The 23,160-nt window shown below is 68.0% G+C and carries 38 protein-coding genes; 34 read left to right on the top strand and 4 right to left on the bottom strand.

Annotation, left to right across the window (positions count from 1 at the left end; genetic code table 11):
* Nucleotides 1-107: 107 nt before the first annotated feature.
* From rpsL to rplQ, 30 genes are all read left to right on the top strand, one after another.
* Entirely contained in the window at nt 108-479 is a 372-nt protein-coding gene (rpsL, locus tag KHU32_RS19960) for a 30S ribosomal protein S12 (protein WP_131546751.1), read from the top strand.
* 11 nt (nt 480-490) lie between these two features.
* On the top strand, nt 491-967 hold the full coding sequence (gene rpsG, locus KHU32_RS19955; protein WP_213671923.1) for a 30S ribosomal protein S7: 477 nt from the start codon (nt 491-493) through the stop codon (nt 965-967).
* 65 nt (nt 968-1,032) lie between these two features.
* A complete protein-coding gene (tuf, locus tag KHU32_RS19950) occupies nt 1,033-2,220 on the top strand; it encodes an elongation factor Tu (protein ID WP_213671922.1) in 1,188 nt (395 codons plus the stop codon).
* Nucleotides 2,221-2,235: 15 nt separating this feature from the next.
* Nucleotides 2,236-2,544 (top strand): 30S ribosomal protein S10, encoded by a 309-nt coding sequence (gene rpsJ / locus KHU32_RS19945; protein ID WP_131550998.1) that lies wholly within the window; start codon nt 2,236-2,238, stop codon nt 2,542-2,544.
* A 10-nt stretch (nt 2,545-2,554) separates the two neighbouring features.
* Entirely contained in the window at nt 2,555-3,238 is a 684-nt protein-coding gene (gene rplC, locus KHU32_RS19940; protein WP_213671921.1) for a 50S ribosomal protein L3, read from the top strand.
* Between the two features lie 10 nt (nt 3,239-3,248).
* Complete coding sequence (rplD, locus tag KHU32_RS19935) at nt 3,249-3,869, top strand: 50S ribosomal protein L4 (RefSeq protein WP_213671920.1); 621 nt, start codon at nt 3,249-3,251, stop codon at nt 3,867-3,869.
* A 35-nt stretch (nt 3,870-3,904) separates the two neighbouring features.
* Entirely contained in the window at nt 3,905-4,201 is a 297-nt protein-coding gene (locus KHU32_RS19930; protein ID WP_213672091.1) for a 50S ribosomal protein L23, read from the top strand.
* Nucleotides 4,202-4,204: 3 nt separating this feature from the next.
* Entirely contained in the window at nt 4,205-5,041 is an 837-nt protein-coding gene (rplB, locus tag KHU32_RS19925) for a 50S ribosomal protein L2 (RefSeq protein WP_213671919.1), read from the top strand.
* Nucleotides 5,042-5,046: 5 nt separating this feature from the next.
* The gene (gene rpsS / locus KHU32_RS19920; RefSeq protein ID WP_213671918.1) at nt 5,047-5,325 is read left to right on the top strand and encodes a 30S ribosomal protein S19; all 279 of its coding nucleotides are present in this window, start codon (nt 5,047-5,049) and stop codon (nt 5,323-5,325) included.
* Between the two features lie 3 nt (nt 5,326-5,328).
* Nucleotides 5,329-5,733, top strand: a complete 405-nt coding sequence (rplV, locus tag KHU32_RS19915) for a 50S ribosomal protein L22 (protein ID WP_213671917.1) — start codon at nt 5,329-5,331, stop codon at nt 5,731-5,733.
* Nucleotides 5,733-6,410 carry a 30S ribosomal protein S3 gene (gene rpsC, locus KHU32_RS19910; RefSeq protein ID WP_213671916.1) on the top strand — a complete coding sequence of 226 codons (678 nt, stop codon included), beginning with the start codon at nt 5,733-5,735 and terminating at the stop codon, nt 6,408-6,410. The genes rplV and rpsC overlap by 1 nt, the downstream gene beginning before the upstream one ends.
* 11 nt (nt 6,411-6,421) lie before the next feature.
* Nucleotides 6,422-6,844 (top strand): 50S ribosomal protein L16, encoded by a 423-nt coding sequence (rplP, locus tag KHU32_RS19905; RefSeq protein WP_213671915.1) that lies wholly within the window; start codon nt 6,422-6,424, stop codon nt 6,842-6,844.
* A gap of 5 nt (nt 6,845-6,849) precedes the next feature.
* On the top strand, nt 6,850-7,056 hold the full coding sequence (gene rpmC, locus KHU32_RS19900; protein WP_213671914.1) for a 50S ribosomal protein L29: 207 nt from the start codon (nt 6,850-6,852) through the stop codon (nt 7,054-7,056).
* Between the two features lie 14 nt (nt 7,057-7,070).
* Nucleotides 7,071-7,346, top strand: coding sequence for a 30S ribosomal protein S17 (gene rpsQ, locus KHU32_RS19895; RefSeq protein ID WP_213671913.1), 276 nt, complete (start codon nt 7,071-7,073; stop codon nt 7,344-7,346).
* Nucleotides 7,343-7,711 carry a 50S ribosomal protein L14 gene (gene rplN / locus KHU32_RS19890; protein ID WP_213671912.1) on the top strand — a complete coding sequence of 123 codons (369 nt, stop codon included), beginning with the start codon at nt 7,343-7,345 and terminating at the stop codon, nt 7,709-7,711. Before rpsQ ends, rplN begins: the two co-directional genes overlap by 4 nt.
* A 2-nt stretch (nt 7,712-7,713) precedes the next feature.
* Nucleotides 7,714-8,034 (top strand): 50S ribosomal protein L24, encoded by a 321-nt coding sequence (rplX, locus tag KHU32_RS19885; protein ID WP_213671911.1) that lies wholly within the window; start codon nt 7,714-7,716, stop codon nt 8,032-8,034.
* Between the two features lie 143 nt (nt 8,035-8,177).
* Nucleotides 8,178-8,720 (top strand): 50S ribosomal protein L5, encoded by a 543-nt coding sequence (gene rplE / locus KHU32_RS19880; RefSeq protein ID WP_213672090.1) that lies wholly within the window; start codon nt 8,178-8,180, stop codon nt 8,718-8,720.
* A 55-nt stretch (nt 8,721-8,775) separates the two neighbouring features.
* Nucleotides 8,776-9,081 carry a 30S ribosomal protein S14 gene (gene rpsN / locus KHU32_RS19875; RefSeq protein ID WP_213671910.1) on the top strand — a complete coding sequence of 102 codons (306 nt, stop codon included), beginning with the start codon at nt 8,776-8,778 and terminating at the stop codon, nt 9,079-9,081.
* 12 nt (nt 9,082-9,093) lie between these two features.
* The gene (rpsH, locus tag KHU32_RS19870; protein ID WP_213671909.1) at nt 9,094-9,492 is read left to right on the top strand and encodes a 30S ribosomal protein S8; all 399 of its coding nucleotides are present in this window, start codon (nt 9,094-9,096) and stop codon (nt 9,490-9,492) included.
* A gap of 12 nt (nt 9,493-9,504) precedes the next feature.
* Nucleotides 9,505-10,038, top strand: coding sequence for a 50S ribosomal protein L6 (rplF, locus tag KHU32_RS19865; protein WP_213671908.1), 534 nt, complete (start codon nt 9,505-9,507; stop codon nt 10,036-10,038).
* Between the two features lies 1 nt (nt 10,039).
* Nucleotides 10,040-10,402 (top strand): 50S ribosomal protein L18, encoded by a 363-nt coding sequence (gene rplR, locus KHU32_RS19860; RefSeq protein WP_213671907.1) that lies wholly within the window; start codon nt 10,040-10,042, stop codon nt 10,400-10,402.
* Between the two features lie 17 nt (nt 10,403-10,419).
* On the top strand, nt 10,420-11,049 hold the full coding sequence (gene rpsE / locus KHU32_RS19855; protein WP_213671906.1) for a 30S ribosomal protein S5: 630 nt from the start codon (nt 10,420-10,422) through the stop codon (nt 11,047-11,049).
* On the top strand, nt 11,042-11,230 hold the full coding sequence (gene rpmD, locus KHU32_RS19850; RefSeq protein ID WP_213671905.1) for a 50S ribosomal protein L30: 189 nt from the start codon (nt 11,042-11,044) through the stop codon (nt 11,228-11,230). Before rpsE ends, rpmD begins: the two co-directional genes overlap by 8 nt.
* Nucleotides 11,231-11,264: 34 nt before the next feature.
* Nucleotides 11,265-11,747, top strand: coding sequence for a 50S ribosomal protein L15 (rplO, locus tag KHU32_RS19845; protein ID WP_213671904.1), 483 nt, complete (start codon nt 11,265-11,267; stop codon nt 11,745-11,747).
* Nucleotides 11,748-11,842: 95 nt separating this feature from the next.
* Entirely contained in the window at nt 11,843-13,198 is a 1,356-nt protein-coding gene (secY, locus tag KHU32_RS19840) for a preprotein translocase subunit SecY (protein WP_213671903.1), read from the top strand.
* A gap of 10 nt (nt 13,199-13,208) precedes the next feature.
* Nucleotides 13,209-13,862 carry an adenylate kinase gene (locus tag KHU32_RS19835; RefSeq protein WP_213671902.1) on the top strand — a complete coding sequence of 218 codons (654 nt, stop codon included), beginning with the start codon at nt 13,209-13,211 and terminating at the stop codon, nt 13,860-13,862.
* A gap of 168 nt (nt 13,863-14,030) precedes the next feature.
* The gene (gene rpsM, locus KHU32_RS19830; RefSeq protein WP_213671901.1) at nt 14,031-14,408 is read left to right on the top strand and encodes a 30S ribosomal protein S13; all 378 of its coding nucleotides are present in this window, start codon (nt 14,031-14,033) and stop codon (nt 14,406-14,408) included.
* A 1-nt stretch (nt 14,409) separates the two neighbouring features.
* Complete coding sequence (rpsK, locus tag KHU32_RS19825) at nt 14,410-14,808, top strand: 30S ribosomal protein S11 (protein WP_213671900.1); 399 nt, start codon at nt 14,410-14,412, stop codon at nt 14,806-14,808.
* A gap of 99 nt (nt 14,809-14,907) precedes the next feature.
* Nucleotides 14,908-15,924: a DNA-directed RNA polymerase subunit alpha gene (locus tag KHU32_RS19820; protein ID WP_213671899.1), complete on the top strand. Its 1,017-nt coding sequence runs from the start codon at nt 14,908-14,910 to the stop codon at nt 15,922-15,924.
* 21 nt (nt 15,925-15,945) lie between these two features.
* Nucleotides 15,946-16,368: a 50S ribosomal protein L17 gene (rplQ, locus tag KHU32_RS19815; RefSeq protein WP_213671898.1), complete on the top strand. Its 423-nt coding sequence runs from the start codon at nt 15,946-15,948 to the stop codon at nt 16,366-16,368.
* Nucleotides 16,369-16,449: 81 nt separating this feature from the next.
* Here rplQ and KHU32_RS19810 read toward each other — a convergent pair whose 3' ends face one another.
* From KHU32_RS19810 to KHU32_RS19800, 3 genes are all read right to left on the bottom strand, one after another.
* The gene (locus KHU32_RS19810) at nt 16,450-16,893 is read right to left on the bottom strand and encodes a hypothetical protein (protein ID WP_213671897.1); all 444 of its coding nucleotides are present in this window, start codon (nt 16,891-16,893) and stop codon (nt 16,450-16,452) included.
* Nucleotides 16,886-17,851 (bottom strand): Bug family tripartite tricarboxylate transporter substrate binding protein, encoded by a 966-nt coding sequence (locus KHU32_RS19805; RefSeq protein WP_213671896.1) that lies wholly within the window; start codon nt 17,849-17,851, stop codon nt 16,886-16,888. The genes KHU32_RS19810 and KHU32_RS19805 overlap by 8 nt, the downstream gene beginning before the upstream one ends.
* A 72-nt stretch (nt 17,852-17,923) precedes the next feature.
* On the bottom strand, nt 17,924-18,706 hold the full coding sequence (locus tag KHU32_RS19800; protein ID WP_213671895.1) for an SDR family NAD(P)-dependent oxidoreductase: 783 nt from the start codon (nt 18,704-18,706) through the stop codon (nt 17,924-17,926).
* Between the two features lie 38 nt (nt 18,707-18,744).
* On the opposite strand from KHU32_RS19800, the gene KHU32_RS19795 reads away from it, so the two are divergent.
* The 4 genes from KHU32_RS19795 (at nt 18,745) to KHU32_RS19780 (ending at nt 21,581) form a co-directional block, all read left to right on the top strand.
* Nucleotides 18,745-19,647, top strand: a complete 903-nt coding sequence (locus KHU32_RS19795) for a YicC/YloC family endoribonuclease (RefSeq protein WP_213671894.1) — start codon at nt 18,745-18,747, stop codon at nt 19,645-19,647.
* A complete protein-coding gene (gene gmk / locus KHU32_RS19790) occupies nt 19,637-20,275 on the top strand; it encodes a guanylate kinase (RefSeq protein ID WP_213671893.1) in 639 nt (212 codons plus the stop codon). The genes KHU32_RS19795 and gmk overlap by 11 nt, the downstream gene beginning before the upstream one ends.
* Nucleotides 20,272-21,210 carry an AEC family transporter gene (locus KHU32_RS19785; RefSeq protein WP_213671892.1) on the top strand — a complete coding sequence of 313 codons (939 nt, stop codon included), beginning with the start codon at nt 20,272-20,274 and terminating at the stop codon, nt 21,208-21,210. Before gmk ends, KHU32_RS19785 begins: the two co-directional genes overlap by 4 nt.
* A gap of 86 nt (nt 21,211-21,296) precedes the next feature.
* The gene (locus KHU32_RS19780) at nt 21,297-21,581 is read left to right on the top strand and encodes a hypothetical protein (protein WP_213671891.1); all 285 of its coding nucleotides are present in this window, start codon (nt 21,297-21,299) and stop codon (nt 21,579-21,581) included.
* 76 nt (nt 21,582-21,657) lie between these two features.
* Here KHU32_RS19780 and KHU32_RS19775 read toward each other — a convergent pair whose 3' ends face one another.
* Complete coding sequence (locus tag KHU32_RS19775) at nt 21,658-23,160, bottom strand: Ppx/GppA phosphatase family protein (protein ID WP_213671890.1); 1,503 nt, start codon at nt 23,158-23,160, stop codon at nt 21,658-21,660.

Here is a 23,160-nt window from a genome sequence, read left to right as displayed (position 1 = left end):
CAGGCCCGGGGTTGACGCGGTGGCCCGGTCGGAGCGCGCAAGCGCCCGTCGGGCCCTGTGTCGTTTTGGCGGGTGGATCGCACAGAACGGGTTTACGAAGGGGCGTCATGCCGACGATCAACCAGCTCATCGCGCAGGGGCGCGAGCCGCGCCGTAGCCAGAACAAGGTTCCGGCCCTCGAAGGCTGCCCGCAGAAGCGCGGCGTCTGCACGCGCGTTTACACGACCACGCCGAAGAAGCCGAACTCGGCCCTTCGTAAGGTTGCCAAGGTGCGCCTGACGAACGGCTTCGAGGTCGTGAGCTACATTCCTGGCGAGGGCCACAACCTGCAGGAGCACTCCGTGGTGCTGATCCGCGGTGGCCGCGTGAAGGATCTTCCGGGCGTGCGCTACCACATCCTGCGCGGCGTCCTTGATACGCAGGGCCTGCCGAAGCGGCGCAAGCGGCGCTCGCTGTACGGCGCCAAGCGGCCGAAGTGAGGAACTGAGAGATGTCTCGCCGTCATAGCGCTGAGAAGCGCGAAGTCCTGCCGGATCCCAAGTTCGGTGACGTGGTGCTCAGCCGTTTCATGAACGTGCTGATGTACGATGGTAAGAAGAGCGCCGCGGAAGGCATCGTCTATGCCGCCATGGACACGCTGAAGCGTAAGGGTGGCGCCAATGCCGACCCGCTTCGCCTGTTCCATGAGGCGCTGGACAATGTGAAGCCGGCCGTCGAGGTGCGCTCGCGCCGCGTCGGTGGTGCCACGTACCAGGTGCCCGTCGAGGTTCGGCCGGAGCGGCGCCAGGCGCTCGCGATCCGCTGGCTCATCGATGCGGCGCGCAAGCGCGGCGAGAGCACGATGGAGGAGCGCCTTTCGGCGGAGCTGATGGACGCGGTGAACAACCGCGGCACGGCCGTCAAGAAGCGCGAAGACACGCATCGGATGGCCGAGGCCAACAAGGCTTTCAGCCACTACCGCTGGTAAGAGATGACAGGGCGCGCTGACGCGCGCGGGCGTTGGTAAACCCCCTTTGAATTGGATGCACGACGATGGCGAAGGCTAAGTTTGAGCGGAACAAGCCGCACTGCAACATTGGGACGATCGGCCATGTTGATCATGGCAAGACGTCCCTGACGGCGGCGATCACGAAGGTTCTGGCGAAGTCTGGTGGCGCGTCGTTCACGGCGTATGACCAGATCGACCGTGCTCCTGAGGAGAAGGCTCGCGGCATCACGATCTCGACGTCTCACGTTGAGTACGAGACGGCGAACCGTCACTATGCGCACGTGGATTGCCCTGGCCACGCCGACTACGTGAAGAACATGATCACGGGTGCGGCGCAGATGGACGGCGCGATCCTGGTGTGCTCGGCCGCTGACGGCCCGATGCCGCAGACGCGCGAGCACATCCTTCTGGCGCGCCAGGTTGGCGTTCCGGCGCTGGTGGTGTTCCTGAACAAGATGGATCTGGCGGACCCCGACCTGGTCGAGCTGGTGGAGATGGAGCTGCGCGAGCTGCTGTCGTCCTACCAGTTCCCGGGCGACGACATCCCCATCGTTCGTGGCTCTGCGGTTGCGGCGCTCGAGGACAAGACGCCTGAGATCGGCGAAGAGGCCGTTCTGAAGCTGATGGCCGAGGTGGACCGCTACATTCCGCAGCCGGAGCGCGCGGTGGACCGTCCGTTCCTGATGCCGGTCGAGGACGTGTTCTCGATCTCGGGTCGTGGCACGGTGGTCACGGGTCGCGTGGAGCGCGGCATCGTGAAGGTCGGCGAGGAAGTCGAGATCATCGGCCTGAAGGCGACGGTGAAGACGACGGTGACGGGCGTCGAGATGTTCCGCAAGCTGCTGGACAGCGGCGAGGCGGGCGACAACATCGGCGCTCTGCTGCGCGGCACGAAGCGTGAGGACGTGGAGCGCGGTCAGGTTCTGGCGAAGCCGGGCTCGATCACGCCGCACACGAAGTTCAAGGCCGAGGCGTACATCCTGACGAAGGACGAGGGCGGCCGTCACACGCCGTTCTTCACGAACTATCGTCCGCAGTTCTACTTCCGGACGACGGACGTGACGGGCATCGTGCAGCTGCCCGAGGGCGTTGAGATGGTGATGCCTGGCGACAACGTTTCGATGGATGTCGAGCTGATTGCGCCGATCGCGATGGATGAGGGCCTGCGCTTCGCCATCCGCGAAGGCGGCCGCACCGTCGGCGCCGGCGTCGTCGCCGCCATCTCGAAGTAATCGGATCACTTCGCCATGGACAGCCAGAATATCCGAATCCGCCTCAAGGCGTTCGATCACCGCGTGCTGGATGGCAGCACGCGGGAGATCGTCCAGACCGCGAAGCGGACGGGTGCGCGCGTGCGCGGGCCCATCCCGCTGCCGACGCAGATCGAGCGTTTCACCGTGAACCGCTCGCCGCATGTGGACAAGAAGAGCCGCGAACAGTTCGAAATTCGGACGCATCGCCGGCTTCTCGACATCGTCGACCCCACCCCGCAGACCGTGGACGCGCTGATGAAGCTCGACCTCGCCTCGGGCGTGGACGTCGAGATCAAGATCTGAGGACGGAACCATGGCGACCCAGGTCCGCACCGGGCTGATCGCGCGCAAGCTCGGCATGACTCGGCTTTTCAATGAGGACGGCTCGACGACGCCGGTGACGGTGCTGCATCTCGATGCGGTGCGCGTCGTGGCGCAGCGTACGGCCGACAAGGATGGCTACACCGCTCTGCAGGTGGGCATCGGCAACGCGAAGCCGAAGAACGTCTCGAAGGCCAATCGCGGCCACTTCGCGAAGGCTGGCGTCGAGGCGCCGATGAAGGTGACCGAGTTCCGCGTGGACGCCGAGGCGCTGATCGCGCCGGGCACCGTCCTCACGGGCGCTCATTTCGTGGCTGGCCAGAAGGTCGACGTCACGGGCACCTCGAAGGGCAAGGGATTTGCCGGCGTCATGAAGCGCTGGAACTTCGCTGGCCTCGAGGCGTCGCACGGCGTGTCGATCAGCCATCGTTCGCATGGCTCGACGGGTCAGCGGCAGGATCCGGGTCGCGTCTTCAAGAACAAGAAGATGGCCGGTCACCTGGGCGTTGATCGCATCACCACGCAGAACCTCGTGATCGCTGGTCACGACGCCGAGCGTGGCTTGCTGATCATCAAGGGTGCGGTCCCGGGCTCCGCCGGGGACTACGTGCTGGTGCGGGATGCTGTGAAGCGCGCGCGTCCGGCCGAGGCGCCGTTCCCCACGGCGACGGTCTGAGGGTAGGATAATGCAAGTTTCCGTTATCACGCTGGACAATGCTCCGGCCGGCGAGGCCGAGCTGCCGGACGAGCTGTTCGGCACTTCGCCGCGCGCCGATATCATGGCTCGCGTCGTGCATTGGCAGCTGGCCAAGCGCCGTGCCGGGACCCACAAGGTCAAGGGCATGGGCGAGGTTTCCGGCACGACCAAGAAGCCGTACCGCCAGAAGGGCACCGGTTCGGCCCGTCAGGGCTCGCTGCGCGCTCCGCAGTTCCGCAAGGGCGGCGTGGTGCATGGCCCCGTCGTGCGCGACCATGGCTACTCGCTGAACAAGAAGGTGCGCCGCCTCGGCCTCATCTCCGCGCTCAGCCAGAAGGCCGCTGACGGCAAGCTCATCGTTCTCGATGCGGCGACGACCGAAGCCGACGCCAAGACCTCGGCGATGGCCAAGCGCGTGAAGGCGCTGGGCTGGACCAAGGCGCTGGTCATCGACGCGACGGTGGACACGAACTTCCTCCGCGTGCTGCGCAACATCCCCGGGATGGACGCGCTGCCGACGGCGGGTGCCAACGTGTACGACATCCTCAACCACGACGTGCTGGTGGTTACCCGCGCCGGCGTGGAAGCCCTGAAGGAGCGCCTGGCATGAGCGCGACGTTCAGCAAGCCGAAGGCGGCGCCCGCCATCAGCAAGGAGCGGATGTACCAGTGCATCCTCTCGCCGCTGGTGACCGAGAAGGCGACGCTGATGAGCGAGATGGGTCAGTACGCCTTCCGCGTGGCGATCGACGCGTCCAAGCCCGAGATCAAGCAGGCGGTCGAAGGACTGTTCGGCGTGAACGTGCTGGCCGTGAACACGCTGCTCGTGAAGGGCAAGACGAAGCGCTTCAAGGGTCGTCCCGGCAAGCGTTCTGACTGGAAGAAGGCGATGGTGCGCCTGGTCGAAGGCCAGAGCATCGATCTGACCACGGGGCTCAGCTAAGCCATGGCGCTCAAGCATTACAATCCGACCACGCCGAGCCAGCGCGGCACGGTGCTGATCGACCGGACCAGCCTGTGGAAGGGCAAGCCGCTGAAGGGGCTGACGGAGGGCAAGAGCCACTCCGGCGGCCGCAACAATCACGGCCGCATTACCGTGCGGTTCCGTGGGGGCGGGCACAAGCAGACCTACCGCATCGTCGACTTCAAGCGCCGCGCGAAGTGGGGCATCCCCGCGACCGTCGAGCGCATCGAGTACGATCCGAACCGCACGGCCTTCATTGCCCTGGTCAAGTATCAGGACAACGAGCTCGCCTACATCCTGGCGCCGCAGCGCCTGAAGGTGGGCGACACCGTGGTGGCCGGCGACAAGGCGGACATCAAGCCGGGCAATGCCATGCCGCTGGGTGCGATCCCCGTCGGTACGGTCATCCACAACATCGAGCTGAAGCCGGGTGCCGGCGGCAAGGTCGCGCGCTCCGCGGGCACCTTTGCGCAGCTGGTGGGCAAGGATGCCGGCCTGGCGCAGATCAAGCTCATGTCCGGCGAGCTCCGGACGGTGCGTGGCGAGTGCATCGCCTCCATCGGTGCCGTGTCCAACCCGGACAACAGCAACCAGGAGCTGGGCAAGGCCGGTCGCAGCCGTTGGCTGGGCCGCAAGCCGCATAACCGTGGCGTCACCATGAACCCCGTCGACCACCCCCATGGTGGTGGCGAGGGCCGGACCTCCGGCGGCCGTCACCCCGTGACGCCCTGGGGCAAGCCGACCAAGGGTGCTAAGACGCGCAACAACAAGCGGACGGATCGCCAGATTGTGCGCCGCCGCAACGCGACGAAGGGCTGATCGCGATGCCGCGCAGTGTATGGAAGGGGCCGTTTGTCGACGGCTATCTGCTCGCCAAGGCGGAGGCCGCTCGCGCCTCCACCCGCAACGAGCTCATTAAGACCTGGTCGCGCCGCAGCACGATCCTGCCGCAGTTCGTCGGGCTTACCTTCGGCGTCTACAACGGCAAGAAGTTCCTGCCGGTGCAGATCTCTGAGAACATGGTTGGCCATAAGCTCGGTGAATTCTCGCCGACGCGGACCTTCGGTGGTCACTCGGCCGACAAGAAGGCGAAGCGGGGCTAAGCCATGAGCAAGCCGAAGCATGCCCGCGGGCTCGCGGATTCCGAGGCGCAGGCCATCACGCACAACATCCGCGTGAGCCCGCGTAAGCTGAACCTGATCGCCGGGATGATCCGCGGCGCGAAGGCTCACGAGGCTGTCGCTACGCTGACCTTCAGCAAGCGCCGCATCGCGCAGACGGTGAAGAAGACGCTCGAGAGCGCGATCGCCAATGCCGAGAACAACCACCAGCTGGACGTCGACCGCCTGGTCGTGTCCAAGGCGGAAGTGGGCCGTTCGATCGTCATGAAGCGCTTCGCGGCGCGCGGTCGCGGCAAGTCCTCCCGCATCGAGAAGTGGTTCAGCCACCTCAAGATCGTGGTGGCCGAGCAGCAGGCGCCGGCGGCGTCGAACGAAGTGGGGGCCGCGTAATGGGTCACAAAGTCAATCCGATCGGTCTGCGCCTCGGCATCAACCGGACGTGGGACAGCCGCTGGTTCGCCGATAACGGCTATGCCAAGCAGCTGCACGACGACCTGAAGCTGCGCGAGACGCTGAAGGACCGCCTGAAGTCCGCCGGCGTGTCGAAGGTGGTGGTGGAGCGCCCGGCGAAGAAGCCGCGCGTGACCATCCATGCCGCGCGCCCGGGCGTCGTCATCGGCAAGAAGGGCGCCGACATCGACAGCCTCCGCAAGGAGCTGTCGGCCAAGGCAGGCGCCGAGGTCTCGCTGAACATCCTCGAGATCCGCAAGCCGGAGCTCGATGCCGTTCTCGTGGCCGAGAGCATCGCCCAGCAGCTGGAGCGCCGCGTGGCCTTCCGCCGTGCGATGAAGCGCGCCGTGCAGTCCGCGATGCGCCTGGGTGCGCTCGGCATCCGGATCAACTGCTCTGGCCGCCTCGGCGGCGCCGAGATCGCGCGCATGGAGTGGTACCGCGAAGGCCGCGTGCCGCTGCACACGCTGCGCGCCGACATCGACTACGGCGTCGCGACGGCGAAGACGACCTATGGTACCTGCGGCGTGAAGGTCTGGATCTTCAAGGGCGAGATCATGGCCCATGATCCGGGAGCGCAGGACAAGCGCGCTCACGAACAAGCGCCGCAGCGTTAAGGTGAACTGAAATGTTGCAGCCGAAGCGAACCAATTACCGGAAGGCCCATAAGGGCCGGATCAAGGGCGTTGCCAAGGGCGGCTTCACGCTGTCCTTTGGCGGCTATGGCCTGAAGGCCCTCGAGCCGGAGCGCGTCACCGCGCGCCAGATCGAGGCCGCTCGCCGTGCCATCACGCGTGCGATGAAGCGTGCCGGGCGCGTGTGGATCCGCATCTTCCCGGACGTGCCGGTCTCGACGAAACCCGCAGAAGTCCGTATGGGCTCCGGCAAGGGTGCGCCGGAGTTCTGGGCGGCGCGGGTTAAGCCCGGCCGCATCATGTTCGAGATCGACGGCGTCCCGCTGGAGACGGCGAAGGAGGCCCTGACGCTCGGGGCCGCCAAGCTGCCGATCCGCACGAAGATCGTTGCGCGCCTCGGCGGCGCGGAGGCCTGAGGATCATGACCAAGATCGTGGATATCCGCACCAAGTCGGAGGACGAGCTCGGCGGTTTGCTGATCGACCTCCGCAAGGAGCAGTTCAATCTTCGCTTCCAGCGTGCCACCGGGCAGCTGGAGGCGACGGGCCGCATTCAGGCGGTTCGTCGTGATATCGCCCGTGTGAAAACCGTCCTGGCCGAGCGTTCGCGCACGGCCGCCAAGGCATAGAGGAGACCCCGGCGATGCCGAAGCGAGTCCTCACCGGACGGGTCGTCAGTGACAAGATGGACAAGACGGTTACCGTCTTGATCGAACGTCGCGTGATGCATCCGCTCTACAAGAAGTTCATCCGGCGCTCCAAGAAGTACGCGGCGCACGACGAGCTCAACCTCTGCAAGGAGGGCGATCTCGTCTCCATCGAGGAGTGCCCGCCGCTGAGCAAGCGCAAGGCCTGGCTCGTGGTCGCGCGCAATGGCGAGGCCCTTGCCGCTGACGTCAGCGAAGGAGCCGCGGCATGATCTCGGTTGAGAGCAATCTGGACGTCGCCGACAATTCCGGCGCGCGTCGCGTTCAGTGCATCAAGGTGCTGGGCGGCTCCAAGCGGAAGACGGCCTCGGTCGGCGACATCATCGTCGTGGCCGTTCAGGAAGCCATTCCCCGGGGCAAGGTGAAGAAGGGCTCGGTCGAGCGCGCGGTCATCGTGCGCACGTCCTATCCCGTCCGCCGCTCGGACGGCTCGGCGATCCGGTTTGACCGGAACGCCGCCGTGCTCATCAACAAGGCTGGCGAGCCGATCGGCACCCGCATCTTCGGACCGGTGGTCCGCGAGCTGCGCGCGCGCAAGTTCATGAAGATCATCTCGCTGGCGCCGGAGGTCCTCTAACCATGGCCGCCAAGATCAAGAAGGGCGACCGGGTGCACGTGCTGTCCGGTCGCGACAAGAATAAGCGGGGCGAAGTGCTCCGCGTGATCCCGGACGCGAACCGCGCCGTGGTTCAGGGTGTCAACCTGGTCAAGAAGCACACGAAGCAGACGCGCGTGGGCGAGACCGGGGGCATCGTCTCCGTTGAGGCGACGATCCACCTGTCGAACCTGGCGCTGATCGATCCGAAGACGGACAAGCCCGCCCGCGTCGGCTTCCGCGTCCTCGAGGACGGGAAGAAGGTCCGCGTGGCGAAGGGCTCTGGTGAGGTGCTCGACGCATGAGCGGAACGAAGAAGGGCAACGCGCCCGGCAACAAGAACAAGCCGGTCGCGAACTCGAAGAAGGCGGACGCCCCCGACACGACGAGCCGTCGCGTCGAGGCGATTCCCGGCGCTCCTGGCAAGGCTGCGGCCGCGCCGGCCGAGATGGCCCGCCTGCAGGCGTTCTACCTCGCGACCGTGAAGGCGAAGCTCCAGGAGGAGTTCGGCTACGCGAACGTGATGGAAGTGCCGAAGCTCGAGAAGATCGTCATCAACATGGGCGTGGGTGAAGCCGCGGGCGACCAGAAGAAGCTGGACGCCGCCGTTGCCGACCTCACGCTGATCTCGGGCCAGCGCCCCGTCCGTACGCGGGCGAAGAAGGCGATCGCCGGTTTCAAGATCCGCGAGGGTCAGGCGATCGGCTGCAAGGTGACGCTCCGCAAGGCGCGCATGTACGAATTCCTGGACCGCCTGGTCACGATCGCGCTGCCGCGCGTTCGCGACTTCCGCGGTATCCCGGGCAACCGTGGCTTCGACGGCCGGGGGAATTATTCCCTTGGGATGAAGGAGCAGATCGTGTTCCCCGAGATCAACTATGATAAGGTTGATCAGGTGCGCGGCATGGACATCGTGTTCGTCACCACGGCGAAGACGGACAAGGAAGCCAAGGCTCTGCTGAAGGCTTTCGATCTCCCCTTCGTCAACTGAATCATTGGAAAACCGCCGGCTGGCAGCCGGCAGGTTCCGGAGGACCATAGACCTAATGGCCAAGACCTCTTCCATCGAGAAGAACAAGCACCGCGAGAAGCTCGTGGGGCAGCACGCCCGTAAGCGCGCCGCCCTGAAGACCGTGGTGATGGACCGCGAGGCCCCCATCGAGGACCGCTTCGAGGCGAGCCTCAAGCTGGCGCAGATGCCGCGCAACGGCGCGAAGAACCGCGTCCGCCTGCGTTGCGAGATCACTGGCCGCCCGCGCGGTAACTACCGGAAGTTCAAGCTTTGCCGCAACCAGCTGCGGGACCTGGCCAACAAGGGCCAGCTCCCCGGTGTGGTCAAGGCGAGCTGGTAAGGAGCCCGGCACATGTCTATGTCCGACCCGTTGGGCGACCTGCTCACCCGCATCCGTAACGCGCATGGCGCCCGGCAGACGCGTTGCGTCGCGCCCGCCAGCCGTCTGAAGACCGACGTTCTCGACGTCCTCAAGCGCGAGGGTTACATCCGCGCCTGGCGCGTCGAAGAGCTGCGCGCCGGCATCAGCCAGATCGAGATCGAGCTGAAGTATTCCGAGGGCGAGCCCGCCATCAAGGAGATCGCGCGCGTGTCCAAGCCGGGCCGCCGCGTCTATTCCAAGATCAAGGAGCTGCCGAAGTTCTACAACGGCCTCGGCATCCAGATCCTGTCCACGCCTCGCGGCGTGATGAGCGACAATGAGGCCCGCGCTGCCAATGTTGGCGGCGAAGTCCTCTGCCGCGTGTTCTGATAGGGGGCCGATATGTCACGCGTAGGTAAATATCCGGTCCCCATTCCCGCGGGCGTCCAGGTCTCCCTGGCCGGTCGCACGCTGGTGGCCAAGGGCAAGCTCGGTGAGCTGAAGCTCGATCTGACGGACGCCGTCGACGTCGAGGTCCGCGAAAAGGAAGTCGCGGTCACGCCGCGCGGCTCCGATACTCGCAGCCGTACCCTCTGGGGCACGACGCGCAGCCTGGTGAACGGCATGGTTACGGGCGTTTCCGCCGGCTTCTCGAAGTCGATGGAGATCACCGGTACCGGCTATCGCGCCGCGATGCAGGGCAACGATCTCGTGATGAACCTCGGTTACAGCCACGAGATCCGCTACCCGCAGCCGGCCGGCATCAAGATCACCTGCGAGAAGCCCACCTCGGTCAAGGTCGAGGGTGTGGACAAGCAGAAGGTCGGCCAGGTCGCCGCTGAGATCCGTGGCTATCGCGGCCCCGAGCCCTATAAGGGCAAGGGCGTGAAGTACGACAACGAGACCATCCTCCGGAAGGAGGGGAAGAAGAAGTAAGATGGCCGACAAACTCGCATTGCGGCAGCGCCGCCGGGCCCGTCTGCGCTACCAGCTGAAGGTCAAGGGCGCCGGTCGCCCTCGGCTTTCGGTGTTCCGCTCCGGGCGCCACATCTACGCGCAGGTCATCGACGACGTGGCCGGTCGCACGGTCGCTTCCGCTTCGACGATCGAGAAGGATCTTCGGGGCGACCTGAAGACCGGCGCCGACAAGGACGCGGCGACGACCGTGGGCAAGCTGGTGGCCGAGCGCGCGATCGCCGCCGGCGTCAATGCGGTCGTCTTCGACCGCGGGCCCTTCCTTTATCATGGCCGCGTCAAGGCTCTGGCGGAGGCTGCCCGTGAGGGCGGTCTCTCCTTCTGAGCGCGGGGAGAGCGAATATGGCACGTGAACCGCGCAGTGGCGGCGAGGGCGAGAACCGGGGCCGTGGCCGTGGCCGCGACCGCGACAACAATCGTGGCCCGCAGGCTCATCAGGACGGTGGCGACGAGCTGCAGGACAAGCTGGTCACCATCAATCGCGTCGCGAAGGTGGTGAAGGGCGGTCGTCGCTTCAGCTTCGCCGCGCTCGTCGTCGTGGGCGACCAGAAGGGCCGCGTGGGCTGGGGCAGCGGCAAGGCACGCGAAGTGCCCGAGGCGATCCGCAAGGCGACGGAGCGTGCCAAGAAGGGCATGATCCGCGTGCCGATGCGCGAGAGCCGCACGCTGCACCACGACGTGATCGGCGAGTTCGGCGCCGGCAAGGTGACGCTGCGTTCGGCTCCGGCCGGTACGGGCATCATCGCCGGTGGCCCGATGCGCGCCGTCTTCGAGACGCTCGGCATGGGCGACGTCGTGGCGAAGTGCACCGGCTCGACCAATCCGCATAACATGGTGAAGGCGACCTTTGCCGCCCTGACGCGGGCGAGCAGCCCGCGCGCGGTGGCGAACCGTCGCGGCAAGAAGGTCGCTGACCTGCTTGGCCCGCGCAAGGACGGCGCCGTCGAGACCGCGGAGGCGGCAAATGGCTGATACGAAGCAGACGGTCCGCGTGACGCAGATCGCCTCGGGCAACGGCAAGAAGCCGGGCCAGCAGGCGACCCTGGTCGGGCTCGGCCTCAACAAGATCAACCGCTCCCGCGAGCTTGAGGACACGCCCGCGGTGCGCGGGATGATCCGCAAGGTCGCGCATCTCGTGAAGGTGGAGAGCTGACCGCTTAGCGGTCGGATCTCCGAAGGACATGGTCATGAAGCTCAACGAATTGCGTGACAACGAGGGCGCGCGGCCGAAGTTCAAGCGCGTCGGTCGCGGCATCGGCTCGGGCAAGGGCAAGACGTCCGGCCGCGGCGTGAAGGGTCAGAAGGCCCGGAGCGGCGTGTCGCTGAACGGCTTCGAGGGTGGTCAGCTCCCGATCTATCGGCGTCTGCCGAAGCGCGGGTTCAAGAACATCTTCCGCCTGCAGTACGCCACCATCAACCTCAGCACGCTGGAGAAGGCGTTCGAGGAAGGCAAGCTGAAGGCGGGCGAGCCCGTCACCGAGGTTTCGCTGCGGGACGCGGGTATCGTCCGGCAGGGTAAGAAGTTCGTCGGTGTCCGCCTGCTGGGCAACGGCGAGATCAAGCGCGCCGTCGACATCTCGGTTTCCGGCGCTTCGGCGGCGGCGATCGCGGCGGTCGAGGCCGCTGGCGGCAAGGTGAACCTCCCGGCTGCGGAAGCCGCCGCGGAGTAAATCCGCGGCGCGGGGCGCCTCTCCACTCTGGAACGTGGCGCCCCCGGGCATTATCCATAGGCCCGGGCGCGTGGCGCCCGGAGAAGGATGGACGCATGGCCTCGGCCACCGATCAGCTTGGTAACAGCCTCAACTTCGGCGTCCTCGCCAAGGCGACGGAGCTCAAGAACCGAATCTGGTTCACGCTCGGCGCCCTCATCGTCTACCGGATCGGCACCTATGTGCCGGTGCCGGGCGTCGATGCCGCCGTGATGGGCGAGATGCTGCGCCAGCATGGCGGCGGCATCCTCGGCATGTTCGACATGTTCACGGGCGGCGCTCTGGGCCGCATGACCGTGCTTGCGCTGAACATCATGCCGTACATCTCGGCCAGCATCATCGTTCAGCTCATGACCGCCGCCATTCCCAGCTGGGAGGCCCTCAAGAAGGAGGGCGAGAGCGGCCGCAAGAAGCTGAACCAGTACACGCGCTATCTCACGCTCGTCATCGCGATCGTGCAGGCCTATAGCATCGCTGTGGGGCTGGAGGCGATCCGCGGCGCCGGCGGGCCAGCGGTCTCGGATCCCGGGATGTTCTTCCGCATCTCCAGCACCATCACGCTGGTCGGCGGCACCATGTTCCTGATGTGGCTCGGCGAGCAGATCACCGCGCGCGGCGTGGGTAACGGCATCTCGCTGATCATCTTCGCGGGCATCGTGGCCAACCTGCCTTCGGCGCTGATCTCGACGCTGGAGCTCGGGCGGACGGGCGCGCTGTCCACCTTCTTCATCATCTTCTTCCTGCTGGCCGCGCTCGGCACGATCGCGCTCGTGGTCTTCATGGAGCGCGCGCAGCGACGAATTCCCGTCCAGTATCCGAAGCGCCAGGTCGGCAACCGGATGTTCGGCGGTGAGAACACCCACCTGCCGCTGAAGCTGAACACCTCGGGCGTCATTCCGCCGATCTTCGCCTCCTCGCTGCTGCTGCTGCCGGCGACGGTCGCGGGCTTCTCCGCGGACCGGACGGCCGACACCTGGCTGCAGACCATGGCGAACATGCTCGCCCACGGGCAGCCGCTCTACATGGCGCTCTACGTCGCGCTGATCGTCTTCTTCGCCTTCTTCTACACGGCCGTGGTGTTCAACCCGACCGAGACGGCGGACAACCTGAAGAAGTACGGCGGCTTCGTGCCCGGCATCCGGCCCGGCCAGCAGACGGCGGACTATCTCGACCGGGTGCTGACGCGATTGACGGTGGTGGGCGCGGCCTACCTCTGCGTGGTCTGCATCATCCCCGAGATCCTGATCTCGAACTACGGCGTGCCCTTCTACTTCGGCGGTACCTCGCTGCTGATCATCGTGACGGTGACGATGGACACGGTGGCGCAGGTGCAGTCGCACCTCTTCGCCCACCAGTACGAAGGGTTGATCAAGAAGGCCCGCCTGGGCGGCCGCGGCCCCCGGACTCGGTGAGACCATGACGATGAATCTCATTCTCCTGGGCCCACCGGGCGCGGGTAAGGGAACCCAGGCCAAGCGGCTCGAGGAGCGCTTCGGCCTGGTCCAGATCTCGACCGGCGACATGCTGCGGGCCGAGGTGAAGTCGGGCTCTCCCATCGGGCTCGAGGCCAAGGCCATCATGGAGCGCGGGGAGCTGATCCCCGACTCGGTGATCACCTCCATGCTCGCCGCGCGCGTCGAGCAGCCGGATGCGGCCCGTGGCTTCATCCTGGACGGCTTCCCCCGCACGACGCCCCAGGCGGCCGCGCTGGACGGCATGCTGGCGGGGAAGGGGCTCACCCTGGACCACGTCATCGAGCTCAAGGTCGACGACGCCCAGATGGTCGAGCGGATCTCGGGCCGGTTCACCTGCGCCAATTGCGGCGAGGGGTATCACGACAAGTTCAAGCAGCCGAAGGTATCGGGCGTCTGCGACGTCTGCGGCAGCAAGGAATTCACGCGGCGCGCCGACGACAAGGCCGAGACGGTAGGGGCCCGCCTGGCCGCCTATCACCGGCAGACGGCGCCGTTGCTGCCCTACTATGCGGCGCAGGGTAAGCTGCGCAGTGTCGACGGCATGGCGGAAATGTCCGTCGTGACGGCGGATTTAGAGAGGATTCTGACATCGGGTGCTTGACGGACGGGAGGGGTTGGGCCTAAGTCCCCGCCTCTCACGGACGCGGCGTGCTGGTGCATGCTTCGGCCGTGTTCTGCTTTGCTCGATCAGGACGTATCGCCGCGACTCCGTATTTCGGTCGAGCGGTAACCATTTGGACGGGGCCGTCAGGCCCACAGGAGCTGGAACGTGGCGCGCATCGCTGGCGTTAACATCCCCACCAACAAGCGCGTGGTGATCTCGCTGCGCTATATCTACGGCATTGGCCCGAAGCACGCCGAGCAGATCTGCGAGCAGGTCGGCATTCCGGCGGAGCGCCGCGTGAACCAGCTCACCGACGACGAGGTGATGAAGCTGCGTGAAGTGGTGGACCGTGACTACCGCGTCGAGGGCGACCTCCGGCGTGAAGTTGCGATGAACATCAAGCGGCTGATGGACATGGCCTGCTACCGCGGCCTGCGTCATCGCCGCGGCCTGCCGGTCCGTGGTCAGCGGACGCACACCAATGCGCGCACGCGCAAGGGCAAGGCCGTGGCCATTGCCGGCAAGAAGAAGGTGACGAAGTAATATGGCGCGCCAACCCTCCGCCTCGAACCGCCCTCGCAAGAAGGAGCGGAAGAACATCAGCTCCGGCGTGGCGCATGTTCTCGCGACGTTCAACAACACGATCGTGACGATCACGGACGCCCAGGGCAATTCGATCGCCTGGTCGTCGTCGGGTTCGAAGGGCTTCAAGGGCAGCCGCAAGAGCACGCCCTACGCCGCGCAGATGGCCGCCGAGGATGCGGGCATGAAGGCGCGCGAGCACGGCATGGAGACCGTCGAGGTGATGGTGTCCGGTCCGGGTTCGGGGCGTGAGTCGGCGCTGCGCGCTCTGCAGACGGTGGGCTTCCACGTGACCGCGATCCGCGACGTGACCCCCATCCCCCACAATGGCTGCCGCCCGCGCAAGCGCCGGCGGGTCTGATTTCAAAGGCGGCCGCAAGGCCGTCGGGTTTATGTATCGCGAGCATCTCCCTGCCCGGTTCCCCGGAATCGGGCAGGTCCGCTCCCAGGAGAGACGCACTTGCTCGAACGCAACTGGCAATCACTGATCAAGCCCGAGAAGCTGCAGGTCGAGTCGGGCAGCACGGACCTGCGCCAGGCGACCCTGGTGGCGGAGCCGCTTGAGCGCGGCTTCGGCCAGACCCTGGGCAATGCGCTGCGCCGGATCCTGCTGTCCTCGCTCCAGGGCGCGGCGGTGACGGGCGTGAAGATCGACGGCGTGCTGCATGAATTCAGCAGCCTGACGGGCGCGCGCGAGGATGTGACCGACATCATCCTCAACCTCAAGCAGCTGGCCGTCCGCTACCAGGGTGAGGGCGCGAAGCGCCTGCTCCTGACGGCGACCGGTCCCGGCGAGGTGACGGCGGCCCAGATCCAGACCTCGGGCGACATCGAGATCGCCAATCCCGAGCTGGTCATCTGCACGCTCGACGACGGCGCCAAGCTTTCCATGGAGCTCCTGGTGCAGGTCGGCCGCGGCTACGTGCCCGCCTCGCAGAACCGTGCCGAGGACGCGCCGATCGGGCTCATCCCCGTCGATGCGATCTACTCGCCGGTCCGCAAGGTGTCCTACCGCGTCGAGCCGACCCGCGTGGGTCAGGTGACCGACTACGACCGCCTGGTGCTTTCGCTGGAGACCAACGGCACCGTGGTGCCCGAGGACGCGGTGGCGCTCGCCGCCCGCATCCTGCAGGACCAGCTGGCGCTCTTCGTGACCTTCGAGGAGCCGCGCGAGAAGGTGCGCGACGAGGTGCAGGACGACCTGCCCTTCAACCGTAACCTGCTCCGCAAGGTGGACGAGCTCGAGCTGTCCGTCCGCTCGGCGAACTGCCTGAAGAACGACAATATTGTCTATATCGGCGACCTCGTTCAGAAGAGCGAGCAGGAGATGCTGCGGACCCCGAATTTCGGCCGCAAGTCGCTGAACGAAATCAAGGAAGTGCTGGCCTCGATGGGCCTCTCGCTCGGTATGCCGATCACCGGCTGGCCGCCCGAGAACATCGAGGACCTGGCGAAGAAGATCGAAGAGCCGTTCTGAGCCCGGCCAGGAGATAGTTAGATGCGTCACGGTGTTTCTGGGCGGAAGCTCAACGTCACTTCCACCCACCGCGCCGCCATGTTCCGCAACATGGCGACGAGCCTGCTCAAGCACGAGCAGATCACGACCACGCTGCCGAAGGCGAAGGAGCTGCGCCCCTATGTCGAGCGCATCATCACGCTCGGCAAGCAGGGCGGTCTGCACGCGCGCCGTCAGGCCCATGCGGTGATCATGGACGAGAAGGTGGTGGACAAGCTGTTCTCCACCATCGCGGAGCGCTACAAGGGCCGCCCCGGCGGTTACTGCCGCGTCCTGAAGGCGGGCTTCCGCTACGGCGACGCCGCGGCGATGGCCGTGATCGAGCTGGTCGACCGCGACGTGGCCGCCAAGGGCCTCGACAGCGGGCCGAAGCCCGAGGCGACCGAGGAGCAGGAGGCGGCGTAAGCCGCTCCCTCATCGGGAACATACAGAAAGGGCGGGAAGCTTGGCTTCCCGCCCTTTTTGCATTCTGTGGCGATGGAGGGATCAGTCCCGGAAGCGCATCACCGCGGCGAGCTCCGGGGAGAATTCGCGGATCGCGGGCTCCAGCACCGCCGGCCAGGGCGCCACGCGTGGCGGGATAAAGAGCGACGGCCGGTTCTTCTCCAGCAGCATGATCACCACCGTCTCGGTCTGTGTATCGAAGGCGAGGAAGATCCGCGCCTTGTCGCAGCCGGCCGTCGGGCAGGCCATGCCATGGATCCAGGAACCGGTGATGGCCAGCGGCGAGCCTGGGCCGCGGACGGCGTCGCTCACGATGCGCTGACGGCCGCCGGTCATGGCGCGGAGGCGCGGGCCGACCAGGGGGTTCCTGGCCAGCTCCAGAACCGGCTGACCCGCGAGCTCGAGCAGCTCCGGCGTCGCGGCACGGGCGGGCGTCAGCGCCGTGGTGCCGAGGGCCAGCAGCGCGAAGAGGGTGCGCCTAATCAAGGCGGATATTCGCCGAGCGGACGAGCTCCGCCATGGTGGCCCGGCCGTCGCGGACGAAGCCCGCGAAATCGGCGGGCGTGCTGCCGACCGGGACGGCGGCCAGCTGCGCCAGGCGCGCCTGGACCGGCGCCTCCGCCAGCGTCTCCCGCAGGGCGGTGTGGAGCGTCGCCAGGATGGCCTCCGGCGTGCCAGCCGGCGCGAAGAGGGCCGCCCATTCGCTGATCTCGATCCCGGGAGTCCCGAGCTCCGCGAAGGTGGGGATGTCGGGGCGCAGCGGCACGCGCTGGGGGGCGGAGACGGCGATGAAGCGGGCGCGCCCGCTATCCACGATCGGGCCGGCGGAAAGCATGGTGATGAAGGCGCCGTCCAGCGTCCCGGCCGCGAGGTCCCGCGCCGCATCGGCGCCGCCCCGATAGGGAACATGCGTCATCTCGATCCCGGCGGCCTGGCTGAACTGGATCAGGCCGAGATGCCCCGCCGTCGCATTGCCCTGGGTGCCGATGTTCAGCGGCCGCGTGCGGGCGAGGGCGATGAATTCTGCCAGCGTCCGTACCGGCAGGTCCGCCTTCACGGCCAGCACCTGCGGAAAGGTCACCACCAGGGAGACCGGGGCGAAGGCGGTGGCGTAGTCGAAGGTCAGGCCGCGCATCAGGGCGGGATTCACGACGTGGCTGGAGGCATCCATCAGCAGCGTCAGCCCGTCGGGCTGCGAACGGGCGACCTCGCCCCCGCCGAGGGAGCCGCTGGCGCCCGTGCGGTTCTCCACCACGATGGGCTGCCCCAGGCGCTCGGACATCCGCGGGCTGATGGCGCGGGTGGCGCTGTCCGCCGCGCCGCCGGCCGCGAAGGGGACGATCATGCGGATCGGGCGGCTCGGATAGGCGGCGGTCTGGGCAAGGCCGAGGGCGGGCGTGGCGAGGATCGGCAGAGACATCGCGAGGCGACGAGACAGGGTCATGGTGACTTCCCGGGATACAGGTGAGGAATCGGCTGGGGCGGGCGGCGCGTCAAGCACGGCCGCCCGGCGGGGTCAGCCCGGTTCGGCGTGCGGCTTCGGCGGTGCCGCCATCAGCAGGCGGGTCCGCCAGCTGAGGGGAAGGGCATCGACGATCCGCGCCATCGCATAGAGGCGCCGGGGGAACACGATGCGTGTCCGCCCGGCGGCGATGCCGTCCAGCGCCCTTTGGGCGGCCCGGGCCGGCTCCATCAGGAAGGGCATGGGGAATTCGTTGACTGCGGTCATCGGCGTCCGGACGAAGCCGGGATTGACCGAATGCATCCGGATGCCGCGCTTGCGCTCCGTCGCGTCCCTGGCCTCGGCCCAGCGCTGCGCCGCCGACTTGCTGGCGCCATAGGCGGGCGCGCTGGGCGAGGCCACGAAGGCGGCGATGGAGGCCACCACGGCGATGCGGCCGCGCAGGCCGCCCGGCCCGGGCGCCTGGGCGGCCATGGCGTCGATGGCGGGCAGGGCGGTGTTCAGCACGCCCATCAGGTTCGTCTCGAAGACGGCGCGGCAGTCCCGCGCCGATTCCCAGGAATCGCCCGTGCCGGCGCCCACCCCCGCATTGGCGATGACGAGATCCAAGCGGCCCGCGGCGCCGATCCAGGCGGCCATCCCCTCGGCATTCCGCACGTCCATCGCGACCGGGCGGACGGTGGCGCCCCGGGCCTCGCAGGCGGCGATGATGCCCTCCAGTCGGGCGGGCGTGCGCGCCGAGAGATGGAGCGTGACGCCGGGTCCGGCACAGGCCTCGGCCAGTGCCGAGCCGATGCCGGAAGAGGCTCCAGTAATGAGAACATTCGCCCAGGGCATCGCTGGACTCCTTGGCTGGCGCGCGGGACAAGTTGCGCATGAAGAAGCGCTTATGCAGCATGACGGGCTTCGCGCGGGAAGCCGGAACCCTTGCCGATGGCACCGCCTATGCCTGGGAATTGAAGAGTGTGAACGGCCGCGGGCTGGAGCTCCGCTTCCGCCTGCCGTCCGGCCTGGATGCCCTCGAGGCGCCGGCCCGCGAGGCTGCGGGGAAGCGGCTGAAGCGCGGCAACGTGCAGATCGGCCTCACGCTGCGCGGCGAGAGCCGGGCGCCCCTGATGCCCGATCCGGCCGCGCTGGAGCGCGCCCTCGAGCTCGCCACCAGCCTCGCGGCCCGCATCCCCGGCGCCGCGCCGCCGCGCGCCGAGGCGCTGCTGGCCCTGCCCGGCGTCATGCGCGCCGAGCAGGTGGAACTGACCGAGGCGGAGGAGGAGGCCCGGCGTGCCGTGCTGCTCGCCGCCTTCCGCGGCGCGCTGGACACGCTGTGGGAGTCCCGCGCCGCCGAGGGCGACCGTCTCGCCGATATCGTGACGGCGCTGCTCGACGAGATCGAGGCGCTCTGCGCTGCCGCCGGCGCCGAGGCGGCGAACCAGCCGGCCGCCCAGCAGGCCCGGCTCAACGAGACCCTGGCGGGCCTGCTGGGCGAGGCCGGGCGCGCCCGCTTCCCCGAGGAGCGGCTGGCGCAGGAAGTGGCCCTGCTGGCCGCCAAGTCCGACGTCCGCGAGGAGTTGGACCGGCTGGCCGCGCATCTCGGCGCCGCCCGCGCGCTGGTGAAGGAAGGCGAGGGCGCCGGGCGCAAGCTCGACTTCCTCGTGCAGGAATTCGTGCGCGAGGCGAACACGCTCTGCTCCAAATCGGCCAGCGTGGCGCTGACGCGCATCGGCCTCGACCTCAAGGCCGCCATCGAACGCCTCCGGGAGCAGGCCGCCAATGTCGAGTGATCGTCTCGCCGCGCGGCGCGGCGTCTGCCTGGTGCTCTCGGCGGCGCCGGGCGTCGGCAAGACGAGCATCTCTCGCGAGCTGCTGGCGACCGAGGGCGACCTTGCCCTCTCCATCAGCGCCACGACCCGCGCGCCACGCCCCGGTGAACGAGAGGGCACGCACTATTTCTTCAAGACGCCCGAGGAATTCGCGGCGATGGTCGAGGCCGATGGCTTCATCGAGCATGCCAGCTTCCTCGGCCGCTCCTACGGCACGCCGCGCGCTCCGGTGGAGGCCGCGCTGGAATCGGGGCGCGACGTCCTCTTCGACATCGAGTGGCAGGGCCACCGCCTCCTGAAAGAAGCGCTGCCCGGGGATGTCGTGGGCGTCTTCCTCCTGCCGCCCTCGATCCGGGAACTAGAGCGCCGGCTGCGCGGCCGCGGCCAGGACAGCCCCGAGGAGATCGCGCGCCGCATGGCCGCGGCCCGCGACGAGATTTCCCATTGGGAGGAGTTCGACCACGTGCTGGTGAATGAGGACTTCCAGGACACGGCCCAGGCCGTGCGGGCGATCCTGCAGGCCGCGCGCGGCGAGCGCGCCCGGCAGCGATGGCTGCCCGACTTCGTCGCGGGGCTGCTGCGGGAATGACCGGCGCGGCGCTTGTGGTCCTGCAGGTGGTGGCACCGATCTTCGCCATCATCCTCGCGGGATATCTCGCAGCGTCCCGCAAATGGATCGATGCCGCGGGCTTCCGCGGCCTCAACAGCTTCGCCTTCAGCCTGGCTGCGCCCTCGCTGCTCTTCGCCAGCGGCACGGCGGGGCACCAGGGCGGCGGTTCCGCGGCGCTGGCCTTCTTCCTGGGGGCGGCGGTGCTTTACGTCGTCACGCTGATCGGTTCCCGGCAGGCGCGCATGCCGCTGGCGACGGGCGGGATCCTGGCGCTCAACGTGACCTTCGGGAACACCGTGATGATGGGCATCCCGCTCATCGCCGCGGGCTTCGGGCCGGAAGGGCTCTCGGTGCTGATCTCGATCCTTGCGCTGCATTCCGTGCTGCTGCTCGGCACCGCCACCATCGTCGCGGAGATCGCGCAGAACGAGAAGGCGGAGCCGCTCCGGCTGCTGCTCGCGACGGCGAGCGGCGTGGTGCGCAACCCGGTCGTGATGGCCGTGCTGGCGGCCATCATCTGGAGCGCGCTGAAGCTGCCCGTCCCGGCGCCGGCCCGCACCACGCTGGAAATGCTGGGCGCGGCGGCGCCGCCGGTCGCGCTTTTCTGCCTGGGCGGGAGCCTCAACGGCTTCGATGCACGGGCGGGATGGAAGCAGACCGGCGTCACGGTGGTGCTGAAGCTGGCCGGGCTGCCGCTGATCGTCTGGCTGGTCGGCCGGGCGATGGAACTTACGCCCATCGAGATGGCGGTGGCCGTCACGGCTGCGGCCCTGCCGACGGGCGCCAATGCCTTCCTCCTGGCGCGGCGCTACGCCGCCGGCACGGACACTTCGGGCGCGGCGGTCCTGATCTCGACGCTGCTTTCGATCGTCAGCCTCTCGGTGCTGCTCGCCTATTTCACCGGGGTTCGCTGAGGCGATCTGGCCGATAGGCGGCGCCTCTCGCCGGCTAAGGAAACGCGGATTGGCCGCAAGGGGGCGGTCGCGGCGATCTTCGCCGCATGGAATACCGCATTCGCTCCCCCCGGCCTTTCCCCTGCCTCATCGCCGCGGAACAGATGGCGCCCGGCGGTCTTGGCCCCTACGACATGCGCCCGGCATGGCGCGGCGCGGCGCCCACGCGCATCGCGGAGGATGAGCCGGAGGACGGGCGGCTGCTTCGCATCGCCCTGCTGCCGCTGGCGAGCTGGTGCGTCGGCGCCTTCCTGGACCTGCCCATGGGCCAGATGCTCGGCCTCTTCCTGGCCAGCGCGGCGGCCGCCGGCGCCATGGCCTTTCGCCGCTAGAGCATCACCCGATCAGATGGGATCATCTGGTCGTTCGCCGTGAGCCCCCGCGAACGGGAAATGCTCCCGGGACCTGTCAGCCGGCCGGCGGGCCGCCCTCGGCCACTTCCAGCAGCGGATCGAGCCCGAGGGTGACGGCCAGGGCCTCCAGCCGCCGCAGCACGCTCTCGCCGGCGAAGACGCCCGCGCCCTCGTTCAGCTGCAGGACCAGCCGGCGCCCACGCCGCAGCAGCACCGTGGCGTTCAGCAGCTCGGGGACGCCGCCGCAAAGCGTATAGGCCAGGCGGAACGCGGCCCCTGCCATCTCCGCGCGGCGGATGGCCGCCGGGGAGAGCAGCATGCGCGCCGGTTGCAGCCAGGGCGCCTCCGCCTCGGCCTCGTAGCGGAGTGCGGCGGTGAGGGCGAGGAAGGCGCGCGCATGGTGATCCAGGCCCACGCCATGCAGCCGCAGGATCCGCAGGAAGGACTGCTCGGCCCGGTATTCCGGGTGATCGCGGGAGCCGGTGTCGCTGATCCAGCAGGCGGCCGCGCGGAGGGTAGGGTCGGTGCCCTCCTCGGCCAGCGGCTCGATCCAGCGGAGCAGGGCTTCCGGCAGAGCAAGGTCGCGGCCCAGGCGCTCGCCGAGCTCCATGGCGGCGGCGAGCAGCGGGTCCCGCGCGCGCTCCGCGCTGGGGAGGCGGCGGCCATACCAGCCCTCGCGCAGGCCATTGGCCGAGAAGACGACGCGCGCGGCGCCGGAGGCGCGCAGCAGCCGGCGCATCACCACCGCGGCGAAGGGCAGGTCCGACACGCGCTTGGTGGGCGCGGAGGGCATGCGCTCCAGCGACTTCCGGGGCGAGGTCATGACCACGCCGGCCAGGTCCCGCGCTTCCTCGCGGCGGATCGCATAGTGATGGACGATGGCGAGCGGGTAGCCCGTCTGGGAGATGTGCATCCGCGCCATGGCGCGGAAGGTGCCGCCGACGAGGAAGAGATCCTTCAGCGGCGTGGCGCCCAGCCAGGGTACGCGCTTCAGCTCCGTCTCGACGATGGCGCGCGCGCGGGCGATGTCGCCCTCCGCGCGATCGGCGAGCCGGAGCGTGCCGATCGGCAAGGACACGGTCTCGACGATCTCGCCGCGCGCCAGCTTCACGAGCTCGAGCGAGCCGCCGCCGAGGTCGCCCAGCACGCCGTCGGCGAAGGGCACGCCCATGAGCAGCCCCTCGGCCGAGAGCCGCGCTTCCTCATTGCCCGAGAGGACGGTGACGCGCACGCCGGGCATCACCGTCTCGAGCCCTTCGAGGAACTCGGCGCCGTTGCTGGCATCGCGGACGGCGGCGGTGGCCAGCACCTCCACCGGCTCGGCGCCCATCCCGCGCGCCAGCGCGTGATAGCGCCGCAGCACGGTCAGGGTCTGGGCCGCCGCCTCCTCGTTGAGCCGGCCGGTCACATGCAGGCCGCGCCCCAGGCCGAGCACCGCCTTCTCGTTGAAGACGGCGTGCGGATTCCGGCGCAGGCCCTCATAGACCACGAGACGGACGGAGTTGGAGCCAAGGTCCACAACGCCGAAGCGTGGCTTGTCGGGGCCCGGAGATGTCAT

The organism is Roseococcus pinisoli (assembly GCF_018413645.1).
GTDB classification, from domain to species: domain Bacteria; phylum Pseudomonadota; class Alphaproteobacteria; order Acetobacterales; family Acetobacteraceae; genus Roseococcus; species Roseococcus pinisoli.
Note: the sequence above shows the minus strand (reverse complement) of the source record. Positions and strands in the feature narration are given on the sequence as shown.

What these genes read in the sequence shown, in the direction of transcription:
- rpsL (WP_131546751.1), top strand. Translation starts at nt 108, where the DNA reads ATGCCGACGATCAACCAGCTCATCGCGCAGGGGCGCGAGCCGCGCCGT.
- rpsG (WP_213671923.1), top strand. Translation starts at nt 491, where the DNA reads ATGTCTCGCCGTCATAGCGCTGAGAAGCGCGAAGTCCTGCCGGATCCC.
- tuf (WP_213671922.1), top strand. Translation starts at nt 1,033, where the DNA reads ATGGCGAAGGCTAAGTTTGAGCGGAACAAGCCGCACTGCAACATTGGG.
- rpsJ (WP_131550998.1), top strand. Translation starts at nt 2,236, where the DNA reads ATGGACAGCCAGAATATCCGAATCCGCCTCAAGGCGTTCGATCACCGC.
- rplC (WP_213671921.1), top strand. Translation starts at nt 2,555, where the DNA reads ATGGCGACCCAGGTCCGCACCGGGCTGATCGCGCGCAAGCTCGGCATG.
- rplD (WP_213671920.1), top strand. Translation starts at nt 3,249, where the DNA reads ATGCAAGTTTCCGTTATCACGCTGGACAATGCTCCGGCCGGCGAGGCC.
- rplB (WP_213671919.1), top strand. Translation starts at nt 4,205, where the DNA reads ATGGCGCTCAAGCATTACAATCCGACCACGCCGAGCCAGCGCGGCACG.
- rpsS (WP_213671918.1), top strand. Translation starts at nt 5,047, where the DNA reads ATGCCGCGCAGTGTATGGAAGGGGCCGTTTGTCGACGGCTATCTGCTC.
- rplV (WP_213671917.1), top strand. Translation starts at nt 5,329, where the DNA reads ATGAGCAAGCCGAAGCATGCCCGCGGGCTCGCGGATTCCGAGGCGCAG.
- rpsC (WP_213671916.1), top strand. Translation starts at nt 5,733, where the DNA reads ATGGGTCACAAAGTCAATCCGATCGGTCTGCGCCTCGGCATCAACCGG.
- rplP (WP_213671915.1), top strand. Translation starts at nt 6,422, where the DNA reads ATGTTGCAGCCGAAGCGAACCAATTACCGGAAGGCCCATAAGGGCCGG.
- rpmC (WP_213671914.1), top strand. Translation starts at nt 6,850, where the DNA reads ATGACCAAGATCGTGGATATCCGCACCAAGTCGGAGGACGAGCTCGGC.
- rpsQ (WP_213671913.1), top strand. Translation starts at nt 7,071, where the DNA reads ATGCCGAAGCGAGTCCTCACCGGACGGGTCGTCAGTGACAAGATGGAC.
- rplN (WP_213671912.1), top strand. Translation starts at nt 7,343, where the DNA reads ATGATCTCGGTTGAGAGCAATCTGGACGTCGCCGACAATTCCGGCGCG.
- rplX (WP_213671911.1), top strand. Translation starts at nt 7,714, where the DNA reads ATGGCCGCCAAGATCAAGAAGGGCGACCGGGTGCACGTGCTGTCCGGT.
- rplE (WP_213672090.1), top strand. Translation starts at nt 8,178, where the DNA reads ATGGCCCGCCTGCAGGCGTTCTACCTCGCGACCGTGAAGGCGAAGCTC.
- rpsN (WP_213671910.1), top strand. Translation starts at nt 8,776, where the DNA reads ATGGCCAAGACCTCTTCCATCGAGAAGAACAAGCACCGCGAGAAGCTC.
- rpsH (WP_213671909.1), top strand. Translation starts at nt 9,094, where the DNA reads ATGTCTATGTCCGACCCGTTGGGCGACCTGCTCACCCGCATCCGTAAC.
- rplF (WP_213671908.1), top strand. Translation starts at nt 9,505, where the DNA reads ATGTCACGCGTAGGTAAATATCCGGTCCCCATTCCCGCGGGCGTCCAG.
- rplR (WP_213671907.1), top strand. Translation starts at nt 10,040, where the DNA reads ATGGCCGACAAACTCGCATTGCGGCAGCGCCGCCGGGCCCGTCTGCGC.
- rpsE (WP_213671906.1), top strand. Translation starts at nt 10,420, where the DNA reads ATGGCACGTGAACCGCGCAGTGGCGGCGAGGGCGAGAACCGGGGCCGT.
- rpmD (WP_213671905.1), top strand. Translation starts at nt 11,042, where the DNA reads ATGGCTGATACGAAGCAGACGGTCCGCGTGACGCAGATCGCCTCGGGC.
- rplO (WP_213671904.1), top strand. Translation starts at nt 11,265, where the DNA reads ATGAAGCTCAACGAATTGCGTGACAACGAGGGCGCGCGGCCGAAGTTC.
- secY (WP_213671903.1), top strand. Translation starts at nt 11,843, where the DNA reads ATGGCCTCGGCCACCGATCAGCTTGGTAACAGCCTCAACTTCGGCGTC.
- KHU32_RS19835 (WP_213671902.1), top strand. Translation starts at nt 13,209, where the DNA reads ATGAATCTCATTCTCCTGGGCCCACCGGGCGCGGGTAAGGGAACCCAG.
- rpsK (WP_213671900.1), top strand. Translation starts at nt 14,410, where the DNA reads ATGGCGCGCCAACCCTCCGCCTCGAACCGCCCTCGCAAGAAGGAGCGG.
- rplQ (WP_213671898.1), top strand. Translation starts at nt 15,946, where the DNA reads ATGCGTCACGGTGTTTCTGGGCGGAAGCTCAACGTCACTTCCACCCAC.
- KHU32_RS19805 (WP_213671896.1), bottom strand. Translation starts at nt 17,851, where the DNA reads ATGACCCTGTCTCGTCGCCTCGCGATGTCTCTGCCGATCCTCGCCACG.
- KHU32_RS19800 (WP_213671895.1), bottom strand. Translation starts at nt 18,706, where the DNA reads ATGCCCTGGGCGAATGTTCTCATTACTGGAGCCTCTTCCGGCATCGGC.
- KHU32_RS19795 (WP_213671894.1), top strand. Translation starts at nt 18,745, where the DNA reads ATGAAGAAGCGCTTATGCAGCATGACGGGCTTCGCGCGGGAAGCCGGA.
- gmk (WP_213671893.1), top strand. Translation starts at nt 19,637, where the DNA reads ATGTCGAGTGATCGTCTCGCCGCGCGGCGCGGCGTCTGCCTGGTGCTC.
- KHU32_RS19785 (WP_213671892.1), top strand. Translation starts at nt 20,272, where the DNA reads ATGACCGGCGCGGCGCTTGTGGTCCTGCAGGTGGTGGCACCGATCTTC.
- KHU32_RS19780 (WP_213671891.1), top strand. Translation starts at nt 21,297, where the DNA reads ATGGAATACCGCATTCGCTCCCCCCGGCCTTTCCCCTGCCTCATCGCC.
- KHU32_RS19775 (WP_213671890.1), bottom strand. Translation starts at nt 23,160, where the DNA reads ATGACATCTCCGGGCCCCGACAAGCCACGCTTCGGCGTTGTGGACCTT.